Source organism: Vibrio sp. JC009, assembly GCF_029016485.1.
Taxonomy (GTDB): domain Bacteria; phylum Pseudomonadota; class Gammaproteobacteria; order Enterobacterales; family Vibrionaceae; genus Vibrio.
Genome location: NZ_CP092106.1, coordinates 1,858,458 through 1,873,675, shown reverse-complemented (window position 1 = coordinate 1,873,675; position 15,218 = coordinate 1,858,458). Strand labels below are relative to the sequence as shown.

At 49.2% G+C, this 15,218-nt stretch carries 1 protein-coding gene (only partly in view); it reads left to right on the top strand.

Annotation, left to right across the window (positions count from 1 at the left end):
- Nucleotides 1-15,218, top strand: partial view of an Ig-like domain-containing protein gene (locus tag L3Q72_RS08410; protein WP_275129504.1) — the 3' portion only. The gene continues 14,950 nt to the left of window position 1, outside the view; 15,218 of the gene's 30,168 nt are visible here — the last part of the coding sequence; the start codon falls outside the window, past its left edge; its stop codon occupies nucleotides 15,216-15,218.

Genomic DNA, 15,218 nt, shown 5'->3' with positions numbered 1-15,218 from the left:
TGGACCGCTCTGGTCCGGTTCTTACGGTTGCGCTTTCGGACAGTGCCGACAGTGGCACCAAAGGCGATACGGTGACAAATGAGACGTTGCCGCAGTTTACCGGTACCACGGATTCAGCCGATGACACGATTACCGTCAGCATTGGTGGTGATTCAGTAACAGCAACAGTAAGCGATACCCCGGATGCCGTTACCGGTCTTTACACCTGGACGGCGCAGTGGGACACCGAAATTACCACAGATGGTGACTATACCTACACAGTGACCGCAACGGATATCGCGGGCAACGTTACTACAGACAGCACGCACAGCGTAACTATTGATACCACAGCAGAAGTTACCGCCTCTATTGCTTCAGCTTCAATTGCCCAAACGCAGGACAATGGTTACGAACTGCTGGATGCCGATAAGCAGCTAACCTTTGAAGGCACAGTAGAACCGGGTGCGGAATTAACCCTGGTGATCACCGATGAGAATGGCACTTCAGTCTCTTACACTATCGGTGACGAGAATATTGATACAGACTCAACCGATGCCGATGGTAACTACAGCTGGAGCTACACTCTGTCAGCAGAAGCGCAGGCGGCGCTGACTGACGGTAACTACAGCTATCAGGTTGTGGCGCTGGACGATGCAGCCAATACCGATACCACGGCGACCGATTACTTCACCGTTGATACCCAGGTGGATGATTTTACCGCGCAACTGGATTCAGATTCAGGCCGCAGCGATGCCTTTACCGCCGACCAGATCACTAATGCTGACACCCTGATCTTCAGCGGTACGGCAGAAGCGGGTTCAGAGGTGATTCTGAATATCGACGGATACGCTTACAAAGCGGAGTTTAGCGATACGGATCCAACTAGCTGGACCCTTGTGGTTGCTGAAGAGAATCTGGTCAGCGGTAGCTGGGCATCCGGTTATGATGCAAGCAACTTGTCAGATGCTGATTACTCATACACCTTTAGCGTAACCGATGCGGCCGGTAATGAACTGGTCAGCACGACAGCAGCAGGCGATGCAGTTGTCGGAACCGGCACCGATGTGACAGACCTTAAAGGGACAGTCACCTTAGACTCTGAGGTAACTCAGACTGTGGCAGCCGATCTGGACCAGAGTTCTGACACAGGTACATACGACTACGATGGCATAACACAAACCAAGTCCCCAACCTTCAGCGGTACCACTGAGTCGGATGCTGAGGTTGTGATTAATATTTATGCGGGCAGCGATACATCCGCAGACCCGATTTACAGCTATACCTTCGTTAACAGTGAAGACGCAGCAGCAGCCAATACCTCGCTGGCGGTGACGGGATCAGGTGACAACGGTGAGTGGAGCTACACCATTGCCAATGAACTGGCTGATGGCGACTACACCTATGAAATTGATATTACCGATAAGACAGGTAATACCACGAAAGATACGACAGAGACGATAACTGGCAACCTGACTGTAGATAACCTGTCAGATCTGACAGTAAGCGGTATAACCACTGCAACGGACTCCGCGCCGGGTAATACTACCAACAGCGATCAACTGACCAATATCGTTCCGACCATTGCAGGTACGGCAGAGGCAAGCTCTGAAATTACCCTGACTATTACTAAGATTGGCGATACCACTCTGACTACTCCTGTGGTTATCGATGGTATTACTGCAGACATTAATGGTGACTGGTCAGTGGATTTGGCAACCAACTCTGACGCAGCAAGTCTGCTTGATGAGTACGGTAATCTTGCCCAGGACGGTGAGTATTTCTATAACGTCACGGCAACCGATATTGCCGGAAATGTAACGGAAAGTGCGGTAGCAGACACCTTTGAGTACGATTCCTCTGCGGAAACCGGCATAGCATTTAGCGGCGGTCTGGAAAATGACAGCAGCAGCGATTCAGGTACTTCCGATTCTGATGGCTACACCGCCATCCAGACGCCAACCTTTAGCGGCTTTGGTGAAGTGGGTGCGACGGTTTCTCTTGAGATTGAAGGCCAGCAAGCTATCACCACAGAGATCACCAATAGCGACGGCTCATGGTCCATCGACCTTGCGACGGAAGGCGTTACCCTGTCTGAAGGCGAATACGATTATGACCTGACTATCACGGATGATGCAGGCAATACTAAATCGCTGGATACTCAGGTTCTGAATATTGATACTTCAGCGCCGACAATCAGCTCCTTCACGTTAAGCGATTCGGCAGACAGTGGCGAGTACAACTACGACGATATCACCAATGATACCACGCCGGCATTTAACGGCACTATCAGTGAGCAGGGCTTTGTTACCCTGACCATCAGTGATGGTTCAACTGACCTGGCCGTTGTGGAAAATATTGCCACCGATGAAAATGGCAACTGGAGCTATGACCTTTCTGATTTAGACGGCTTTACCGGTTTAGATTCCGGTGACGGAACCTATTACTACAGCGTAAGCGCTACCGATCTGGCCGGTAATACATCGGCAGAATCGGCGGATCAATCCTTCGAGCTGGATACTTCCAATGATATGACGGCAGCGATGGACTCAGGTGTTCAGCTAACCTCCGGCGCGGTAGCCGCTGAAGATGATGACTCAGCTGTTACGGATGAAAAATGGACTAACCCGGACCGCCTGACTAACGATCCGACACCAAGCTTCTCTGGCTCTGTTGAATTTGAAGATAATGCCGTACTGACCGGTGCTGTGAATCTGGTTATTTATGACTCAGACAGCAATGCGATTCTTACCGTAGCGATTGATGCAAATGCAGCGGGAAGCTGGAGTTATGATCTGGGCACCGATGAGGCTCTGGCACTGCTGAAGCAGGCAGATGCAAGCTATGAAGATGGCCTGACAGACGGCGATTACTCCTACAGCATTTCCTCCACAGACGTTGCCGGAAACATCAAAACCGTTAGCGGTGAGTTTGAAGTTAAGACAGATTCCGATGTGTTTATTACCTCTGTTGGTCTGACAGATGAGTCAGATTCCGAACCAAGAGTGGGCGCATCAGCAGAAGAGTCTTCAGACAACTACACCAACAAAGATCCGGTTATCGAAGGTGTTGCGGTTGGCGCAGATACAGTGGAAGTGATTCTGGTTAGCTATACAGGCAGTGATGGCGTCACTAAGGATGCCTCTGATGTGCTTACCACTGTTGAATCCGCAGCTGTGGATGTTGCCGATGACGGAAGCTGGACGGTCGATCTGAGCAGTCTTGGACTGATCACCGATGACCATAGTCTGGACGGTACGTATGTTTATAAAGTAGTGGCAACGGATGATGGCGTTGAGGTTGAACTGGCGACAGATGAGTTAACCTTCACCATAGATACTGAATTTGAAAATGTCGCAACCGCGGATATCAGCCACAGCACATCGTTTAACTCAGGTGATGCCAGCGACAATATTGTGGATACCGGTGAGCCTGTCTTTACCGGTACAGCCGAAGAGAACGCGGTTGTCACCGTTACTATTTATGAAGTAACCACGGTTGGAGACAGTGAAGTACGATCAGAAGTCGGCACACTGACAACCAGAGCCAGCTCGGAAGGGACAGATGGTACTTATACCTGGGTAATCAACAGCAGCACTTCCGGATACGGAGATGTTATACCTGACGGCGGACTGGATGACGGCACTTATCAGTACGATGTGGTGATGTACGATACGGCTGATAACAGTGAAACCATAGAAACCAAAGAGTTTGTTGTTGATAGTACGCCGGCTGTGGTTAATGTCTATGGCCTGGCAACAGCCAGCGATACCGGTGACTCCACCACTGATGCCTATACAAAAGACAGCACACCTACCATTACAGGTTATGTTAACGAAACCGGCTCTATCACCCTTTATCTGAAAAATCTGGATGATGGCAGTACGGAAGAGGTCACTCAGACAATTACCCAGGCGGGCGACTGGTCGGTTGATGTCTCTTCCACGCTGACAGAAGGCGACTGGGAATACTATGTGGTGATGACCGATGAGGCCGGAAATACCACAACATCAGACACATCCAGCTTTAGCCTGGATTTGGAAAATGATCTGACTGGTGAAATTGCGGCCACTCAGGTAAACGGCAGTGATACTTCGGCGACGACAACCAATGATGATGGTTCAGTCACAGTTACTATGCCAGCCACCATCACCAACAGTGGTGCTCTGAGCTTTAGTGGTCAGGTGGAAGCGGGTAATACCGACACCGGAAATACAGTTACCCTGACCATCTATGATGAAAACGGCAACACAGTTTACTTCCAGGATGAGGCGGTGATAACCGGGAATGATGATCCGGAAACTCTGGTGGACTGGAATATCACAATCGCAGATGATCAGGCACTAACGGATGAAATCAATTACTACTACACCATCACCTCTGATGATGCAGCAGGTAACGAAAAGACTGTTGAAGGTTACGTCACCTTAGACCTGACCGACAGTGTCATTACCGCATCCGGCATCAGTGATGAGACAGACTCCACCAGTGTTGCAAGTGACAGCGATGACTATATCTCAGCGGAAAATCACGACAACATAACCAATCAGGTCCCAGAGCTGGAAGGTACAGTATCAGATGCACAAGCAATCTATGTTCAGTTGCTGACTCTGGACAATGCTTCTCTGGTTACCGGAACAGATTTGGTTGATGAAGACACTACAGAAGATACGATTCAGAGCCTGTTAGCGGCAGATAATGCGTATATCTACTCGGCAGATATCAGCGACAGTAAAAACGATTCTGACACCTATGACTGGAGCGCAAGTGTTGATGATATCTTAACTAATGCAGATTTAGGTGAAGGTTCATACACTTATCAGGTAATAGCTGTAGACTCATCAGGTAACGTTTCTGTTCTGAATGAAACCACAGTAGACAGCGAAGATACCACCAGCGCGGCGAATCTGTCCTTTGATATCGATCTGACGGTTGAGACTTCAACCAGCGTGGGGTACATACACACAGCAGATAACGACACAGGCTCAAGCAACAGTGACCAGCTAAGCAGTGATACCAAGCCAACCTTTAGCGGTTACGGTGAGGCTGGTTCGCTGGTCACAGTCACCATTTATGACGATGCAGACGGTGAAGTAATTTCATTTACCACCAGAGTTAGTTCGGTTGATGGTAACAATGACGGAAACTATGCCTGGGAAATCGATACCGCTGACAGCGAGTATGATTCTGTATTTGCAGATGCGGCGTTGGATGGACTGGAAGATGGTTTGTATTCGTACAAGATCAGCATGACAGATATTGCGGGTAACACCGTTAATGATGTGACTCCGACCAACAGCAATATCTTTGAAGTGGATACTGAGCAGCCTTCTGTTGTCGATTTCGATATGGTTTCGGATGCGGCAGAGAACGCGGAAATCACCGTTGATTCCAGTCCGAAATTTGAAGGCACAATCAATGACGGAACCGTCAGCGATGAAAGCATTGTGACCGTTACCCTGACGGTAACGGATTCTGAAGGTAACTCCCATGATATCGCGGTGGATGTGTCAGACACTGACAACACAGATGGCGCGTGGAATGGCAGCTGGAGCATTGACCTGTCCGATCTGGCCGATGGCGCAGAAGATATCACTCTGTCTGACGGTCTGGCGAGCTACTCAGTGAAACTTGTGGACAGCGCAGGTAACGAATACACAAGCGAGACAAAAACGTTCACTGTTGTTACCACCAACACCATGACAGGGGAAATGACAACCTCGTCAGACTCCGGTGTTGATGATGAAAACAACTACACCAACCCGACTGACCTGACAGATATCAGTTTTGAAGGCACAGTGGAATCCGGTTCAACTGTAACGGTGACGCTAAGCGACGGCAATAGTGCCACTGCGGATATTGTGCTTGATGGTGACGATATTACCTACGACGGAGAAGGGAACTGGAGCTGTACGCTGGCCGATGGTTCTGTGCTGCTTGACGGCACAACCTATGAGTATGAAATCTCATCAACCAACTCTGTGGGTATCACCAAAACCATCAGTAACAACGGCATTGTTGAGACTGCAACCATAGACGGTGAGACAGTTACTCTGTCTGCCGATTATGAGGTGTCCGGCTATGACTTTATTGTTGACTTAACCTCGCCGGATGCTGCCACCGTTAGCGGATTAACCTCTGCAACGGATACCGCAGCCAGCGAAGAGATCTACGCAGATTCCGATGCCTATGCGGCAGCGTTGGACGATAACATAACAAGCTCAACCACTCCGACTATCGAAGGCTCCTTCGCAAGCAGCGAGAAAGGTTTGATCGCAAGCGTTCAACTGGTTCTGCTGACTCAGGATGGCAATGCACTGGATGCAACAAGCTACACCTACGACGCTGTTATCGGTGAAGATGGTACAAGCTGGACGGCAGCACTGTCTGGTCTTGATGACGGTACTTATACCTACAAAATTGTGCTGACCGATCTTGCCGGTAACACAAGCGAAGACACGGCACTATACACCTTTGAGCAGGATACTCAGGGACCAGCTGCGCCAACCAATGACGGCGATGTGGATGCTGATGCAAATGACTTCCTGGTGCACGATGATTCCGGCGAGAACACAGGTGACACCGGCGATAACATAACCAGCAATACCACACCAAGCTTCCAGGGCAGTGCGGAAGCCGGTTCAACGGTCACGCTATTTATTGATGGCAATTACTACTCTGCTCAGGCAGGTTCCGATGGCTCATGGCTAATCGACCTTTCTGATTACGAAGATGCTGCGCTGGATGAAGATGGCACCTATGTTTACACCATCACCTCCTATGATCCTGCCGGTAACAGCAGTGATTCGGTTGAAGGTGAAGTGGTTATCGATACGCAGGTATCCATTATCACCGTAGAGCTGCAGCCTGATGAATCGGTAGAAGATGATACCTGGGCGAGTGAAACTGATGCCACTCTGAAGGCAACGCTGGAAGATGCTTCAACGTCGAAAACCACAGTTATCGACGGCAGTAATGAATATGAAGTTCCGTTACTTGGTGAAGCAACGCCGGTATTTACCGGTGAGGCTGAAGTTGGGGCGGTTGTTACACTAACCATTACTGACTTGAATGATGAGTCTAAGACATATTCCTACGATGTAACCGTAACGGATGCCGATGATATTAATGGCGACGGCGTTGGTACCTGGTCAATAGAAGTGAGCGAACTTGCGGTAGATGACACAGGTACAGCGGAATACAAATACGAAGTGTCAGCCGTGGATGCAGCTGGTAACCAGGCCACGGGTGTGATCGAAACGCCGACCGTCGATGGTGAAACGCTGGACGGCGGTTACTTTGTGCTGGATACCGAGACTTCGCTCTCTGAAGTTGCTCTGGCAGCAGAGAGTGATACCGGTTCTGACGATGCCGATCAGGTCACCCGCGAGACAACACCAACCTTTGAAGGTGAAGGTGAAGCCGGTTCAACCATCCAAGTGGCGCTGGTTAATGCCAGCGGTGAGACGGTGACAACGGTGACCACTGAAGTGAATTCAGACAATACCTGGTCTGTTGATGTTAACGACTTTGATTACGATGTTGATCTGGATGGTGACAGCACCAATGACATTTATGGTCTGGCTGATGGTGTTTACTCTGCCGTTGTTACCGCAACGGATGAAATGGGTAACCAGACATCCTACACCATTGATGATATCTACATTGATTCAGAAGCACCAACCGCATCGGATCTGGATTCAGATTCTGACGGTGATTATGACATTACTCCGCTTTACAGCGCGGCTTCTAAGACTTCTTATGATGAAGGCAAAACCGGCGACTATATCACTTCAGCGAAAACAGTTGCCATCAGCGGCAGCGTTAAGGATGTGGATGGCGCGGTTGAAGAAGGTTCGGTGGTTACGGTTACCGTTTATGAAGTGGACGGTTCTACCATTGTAGAGGGCGGTGTTAGTAGTCAGGTTACCGCAACAGTACAAAGCGACGGAACCTGGACTGCAGAGGTAACATTAGAAACCAACACCTATGATGCAACCACATTCGGTTACAGCGTATCTATCGTGGATGTCGCCGGTAACTCAGATAATACTGAGCTGACCACTGAGGCTGATGGTCTGCAAACCTTCACCATAGATCCGGTTCAGCTTTCATTTAGCGGATACGACCATGGTGATGCACTTACAGGTCAGTATCTGGGTAATGGTAATTCGGATTACTACACCAACGATAATACATTCACTGCCTCAGGTGCGTATGAAGATGATGTTACTTCACTTGATATCAGCATTCAGGCAACTGGTGACGGTACGACTTTAACTGCGGGTACGGATTACCAGTATGCGTTTAATTATGCTAATGGCGAATGGACACTAGACCTTACAGGTTTAGAGGACGGTTCATATACCTATACCATTACCGCGACAGACGCTAACCTGCTGGAAGCAACCATCACTAAGACGGTTACAGTGGATACAGAACTGCCTGTTGCACCTGCTGTGACTAAAGTTGATGATGAGTCGATTTCTGACAGCGAAGTTAACTATGTTAATGACCTGACCTTTAATGGTACAGCGGAAGCCTACTCGACAATTACGCTGTACTACTCGTCTGGCTCGGATCTTAGCAGCGGTACGGCCTATTCAGTGACCACTACGGCCAACCAGAATGGTGTCTGGGAACTGGCACTTGATGAAAATGATGTTTCAGATCTGCTGACGGGTGAGTTCTACTACGCCTTTACCGCAACAGACCTTGCCGGTAATGAAAGTGATATCGCCACATCCACAACCTACCAGATAGACTACGATACAAACGATCCTGTTTTTGCATCGGTAACCCTGAATGCAGGTGAAGCGGGTGCGACTGATGACTTAGCGGACACTGAAAACTGGTGGGTAATCGGAAGCCAGGATGAGCTTGTGGTTTCCGGTCAGCTAACCGATGCAAGTAATGATATCGATACCGTGGATCTGGATCTGACTATTAACGGAACGGATTACACCAGCAGCCTTGTACTCAACAGCGATGGCAGCTTTAGCGTTGATCTGAACACCATATTTGGCGGTGAGCATGGCGACTATGAGCTGGTATTTACCGCAACAGATCAGAACGGCAATGTCACCACATTTAACAAGTCAATTAGTTATGACGATGCGGTAAATGTGACGGCGCAGCTTTCTGCTGATTCAAACACAGGTTCGGATGATGACACCATCACCAGCGAAACTCTGCCGGAACTAACCGGTGTTTCTGACCCGTATGCGATTGTGTCTGTTTATGACGCGGATAACAATCTTGTGGGAACCGTAAATGCGGATGAAAGTGGTGTATGGAGCTATACCTTTACCACTGAACTTGAGTCCGGCACCCATACCTTCACGGTAACGGCTACTGACACTGATGAGAACAGCGACAACCTGGCAACAACAAGCGTAACCTTTGATGTTGATGCGATTGCGCCAGTGCTTAGCAGCGTGACAGTTACGGCTGCGGAAGCGGAAGTAACAGATGCTAATGAAGCCACGGTTGACACCACAGAAGCAAGTGCGTCAAACGCAACGGATGCGACCACCTGGAATGTACCGGATATCGAGACCTTCTATAACTATGTCACGATTGAAGGTGATATTGGCTCAGATGATACCGATGCAACGGTCAGAATCTATGTCGGTGGTCAGTGGCATGATGTGGAAGTTGATTCAACAGGTCATTACAGCTACGACATTGCTCTGCCGGCAGACGATGACGCATACCAGTACAAAATAGAAGTGACCGATGTGGCCGGTAATGTATCGACCTCTGAAGAAGGCTCTATTAGGGTTAACGCAACCACAGTGAGCATCAGTGCCGATGCCGCGCTTTCTACCGTTGTGATAAATAGTGACGGTGAAGTGGTCATTAACGACAGCGTGGGCGATGGTGCCTACGTAAGACTGACCGGTACTGCCGTAGTTGGCAATGACTACACAGTTTATCTGGCTGACTCAGAAGGAAACAAGGTAACCGATGATCAGGGTAACGCGGTTTACTCGGTAACCAATACCGTGACCTCGTCTGACGGCACCTGGGAAATTAATGGCCTGAGCATTGACTCGCTTTCTCTGGAAGAGGGCGGCTCATACCAGTTTGTGATTAGCTCTTCGGACGGACGTACCGACTCGATAGATATTGCTGTCGATACTGGGGTTGATGTTTCTGACGTTCAGGTGATGGGCGATGAAGAAGACGGCGTGCTGTACTTCAACGCAGATGATGCGGACGGTTCAATTATTACCGGCACCACAGAAGCGGGTGCAACGGTAACGGTTGAATTAACCAATACCAATACCAGTGAAATCTTTAATGAATCTCAGGTCTCAGTGGTTGTGGATGCAAATGGTAACTTTACTATCAGTAACCCAGACTCTGTTCTGACTGAAGGCTCGTACTCTTACGAAATCACCATAACCGATACCGCCGGAAACAGCGAGACTATCACCTCAGCTGACCATAGCACCTTTGTGGTGGATACTATTGCGCCGGCAGAAGAGACCAGTAGCTCCGTTGTTCTGAAAGAGATTGATGATGAGACTTCAGCGACAACAACTCTGTCGTCAGGCTCTGTGACGGCTGAATCAGCTGTTGAGCTGAGCGGCACCATTGATCTGAACAATGATGACTACAATCAGGTTTCACTCGTGGTGAAAGACACTGAAACCGGAATTGAAACCACATATGTTATCCGTCCTGCGGATAGCGGCAGTCTGCAAACCTCAGATGGCGTGACCTATGCAGAAAGCGGTGATTCTGGAGACTGGTCACTGACGCTAAGCGATCTGGCAAGTACTACCTACACCTATACGCTGGTCACAGAAGACTCTGCCGGCAACCAGACAGAGCATACGCTGGATGACACAGACAGTTTCAGCGGCAGCTTTACCGTGAAACAGTCCACCGATGGCGATGTTAGTTACTCGCTGATCGATGGTACAGAAAGCTCGTCCAACACTTATACCACAACGGATGGCGTCTTTGATGTTGAGCTGTCGACGGCAAGTACCACGGATGTTGTGGTTGTGGCGACTCTGTACAGTGGCTCAACGGCGCTGGGCTCACAGCAGCTAACTCTGAACGCGTCGGATGCGGGTGCAACCACAGTTACCTTTGCCGATGTTAACGATGCAGACGGCACCTATCAGGTGAAACTGGATATTACCGATGCTTACGGCAACACCGGCACGGAATATATGACGGTGGAGTACACCGCAATACCTAATGATCCAACCGTAGATTTAGTCTCTGAATCAGATACGACATCCGGCGCTGGCATTGATTCTGAAGCGAGCGATTACCGGACCAATGATGAAACAGCGACGATAAAAGGCACAGCGGACGCTGGTGATACAATTTCTATCTGGGTGAATGATAAGCTTGTGGCTGATGATGTTGTCGTTGGCGATAATGGCGAGTGGTCATACACCTTCAGTGCGGGCCAGTTAGACGTTAACAGCAGCAACGAAATTAAAGTTCAGGCAACGGACAGTTTTGGCAATGAATCTGCTGTTGTCACAATGGACAACGCTATCTATCTGGATACCGATGCCCTGACAGCTCCAACCTTCAGCTTTGAAGGTGGCAGCACAGTGACAACCGATGATTCAACGCTTGTATCCAAAGTGAACGAAATTGATGTGGATATCAGCCTAGATGCTTCCATGTGGGAGTACTCGCTGGATAACGGCTCAAACTGGATTATTGGCAGTGATAGCAAGACGATTACGCTTGCTGACGGCTCTTACGATTTGGTTATCCGCCAGATCGATAATGTGGGCAACGTAAGCAGCGAAACCTCTCAGTCGATTGAAATTGATACCGTAGCGCCGGAAGCGGCGACCCTGTCACTGGCAACAGATACAGGGGTAACCGGTGATTATGTGTCTAACGTCGGTACTATCGATGTTGGTCTGCCTGCTGAGTTTGATGCAGCAACCTGGTCATACAGTTACACAGGCACAGACGGCACGGTTTCTGATACAGGGACAGGCACCAGTTTCTCACTTCCTGCCGGAGGTACTTATACCAATGTATCGGTAACTGTGACCGATCAGGCCGGTAACTCAACCGTGACCACATTGTCAGAAGTGACTATCACAGATGGGTTCGACACACTGGAGTTGATACTGCCGGATAATACCGATAGTGATCCTTCAGATAACGCAACCGTTACGGTTTCCGGCTTCACAGATGCAAGCAGCAACTGGATGTACTCTGTTGATGCTGGTGAGACCTGGTATGTTGGCTCAGGCACAATGACGCTAAATGATGACGGCACCTACAGCGTTAGCTTTAATCTTGATGAAGACCGTACTTATGATGTCGGTTATATTCAGGTTAAACAGGTGGATTCAAGTGGTGATGTAAGTGCCACTGTTAGTTCATCTTCTGCAGTTACTGTGGATACAACCGCACCAGGTGCAGCGACGGTAGCGCTTCAGGATGATACCGGTGTTGACGGTGACAGCATCACCAATGACGGCAAAGTCGATGTCACTCTTGCTGATAGCAGTGATAGCTGGACTTATGAGTACAAACTGGAAGGGGATTCCGACTGGACAACCGGAGCGAATAAGCTGGATAGCGATACCTTCGAATTAGCTCCTGGTACTTATTCCGAAGTGAAGGTCACGGTGACAGACAGTGCAGGTAACTCAACAGAAACCATTTTGTCAGATATCACTATCACTGAAACAACGGTGACAACAGATGCATCCTTCTCGGTTGGCCTTCAGAGTGACTCTGGCGCGGCTGACTATGTAACCAATGATTCTACAGTAGTCGTTTCAGGTATTACTTCCGGTAATAGCTGGATGTACTCCTTTGATGGAACAAACTGGTACTCAGGCTCAACGGTTAACGATGCAGGTTCAGGAACTTACAGCGGTACTTTTGAACTTCCGGCGGGTACTTATACTGAGAATACGATTCTGGTTAAACAGCTAGATGTCAGTGGCAGCGAAAGTGAACCAATTACGATAGGTTCAGCTGTAACCGTGGATCTGAGTACTCCGACTACACCGGTTATTTCCTACAACCAGACGGGTGATGATACAGAAATTACCAACGATCCAAGCATCACAGTAAGCGGTATTACCGAATCAAGCTACTCATGCACAGTCAATGGAACGAGTTATACCCTGACTCCGGATGCTGATGGTGTCGCCATTATTACGCTGACAGATATTGGCTCTGATGCGCTTTATGCAATTGAAGTGAACCAGACCAATGAAGCGGGCACTTCTGCCACGGCATCATTGAGCGTGACGCTCGATACTGATGCACCGGATGCCGTCACCTTCACCTATGATGAAAATGGTGATGCCGGGTACACCAATGACAGCACCATCGAAGTTTCAGGCATTGAAGCTAACTCCAGCTGGAAGTACTCCACAGATGGCGGTTCAACCTGGAGTGACAGCTTTGACACAACCTCTGGTACCATCACGCTGACCAGTGAAGGCACTAACACGATTCTGGTTTCGGTAACCGATAGCGCAGGTAATACCAGCATCACATCAGAAACGGTGATTTATGACAGCACAGATCCTGTTGTAAACGCATCGACCAGTGTGAACACCATTTCCGGTGATACGGATGAAACAGTAACGCTTAAGTTTGATGTTGATAACAACGGCTCTGTGGATCTGGAAAAAGTGGTCAGTGCCGGTGATAACTGGAGTGTGACTGCGGCTGATCTTGGGCTGACGGATACTGACGGTGATAAATCTGTCTCGGTAACAGCAACAGACAGTGCCGGTAATGTTACCGACCTGGGCACTCTGACTCTGGATGTGGATACACTGGCTCCAACATCAGCAAGCTACGCGGTCAGTGATGTCAGCGGAGCGCTAACGGCGACATCGGCTGATAACTACTCAACAGCCGATAGCCAGCCAACCTTCTCAGGTACCACTGAAGCGGGAGCGACGGTAACGCTGACCATTGGAACAGAAACTTATACTGTTACCACCTCTGACGGTAACTGGAGCATTACTTCAGGAGCCGAATTGCAGGATGGCAGCTATGGTTACTCCATCTCCATCACAGACAGTGCAGGAAATACTTCCTCAACCACAAACGGCACTCTGAACGTTGCGCTGGATACCACCGCGCCTGATGTGAGTAGTGTGACATTTACCTACAATGCATCTGGTGAGGCGGGTTATACCAACGACAATACCATTGAAGTTTCCGGTATTGAGTCAGGTGCAAGCTGGAAGTACTCCATTGACGGCGGTTCAACCTGGAGCAGCAGCTCCACAAGCACATCGGGTACAGTGACACTTGCAGCGGCAGGCACCTATACGATTCTGGTGGCGGTAACCGATATTTATGGTAATACCAACACCACATCAGAAACGGTGGTTTATGATAATGTTGCTCCGGGCGTAACAACCTCTACCAGCGTGAATTCCATTTCAGGCCAGGCTGACGAAGATGTCACCTTAGTATTTGATGCCAATAATGACGGCTCGGATGACTATAGTATTGAGGTAAGTGCTGGCAGTGACTGGAGTGTAACGGCAGATGACCTAGGTTTGTCTGGTACACAGGATGATGTTTCAGTTGCGATTACAGCAACCGATAGTGCAGGGAATGTCAGCCTGTCTAACCTGGATGTGCTTCTGGATGTGGACACAGATGCACCGACATTAACCGGTGGTGTCACAGTGACGGATGACGTTACCAGCGGTTCCACCGATGATACCGGCACACTGGCCACCGGAGACTGGACCAACGATAACCAGCCGACCTTTGAAGGTACAACGGAAACCAGTGCGACCGTGACCCTTACTATCACTGATTCTGGTACCGGGACTGAGGCATCTTACAGCGTAACTTCTGATTCTGATGACGGAAGCTGGAGCATAACGCCGGATACAGCCTTAGCGGATGGTGAACATACCTACTCAATCTCAATTACGGACAGTGCAGGTAATACTTCATCTACCGTTAATGGCACATTGAATGTGGATACGGTAGCTCCGACGATAAGCAATGTGGTGGATGATGAATCGGCTAATGAGATTAGTTTTGATGTTGCAGACGGCACTGGCTCAGGCATCAGCAATATTACAGCGCTTCTGGATGGTCAGGAGGTAGATGTCGATATGTCTGATATTGATACGACCGGTAAAGCAACCATAGATACTTCCGGAGCGGCTGACTCGTCTCATGATATTGTCATTACCATTGAGGATGCGGCAGGTAACGAAACAACGTTCTCAGATCCTGACTTGTAA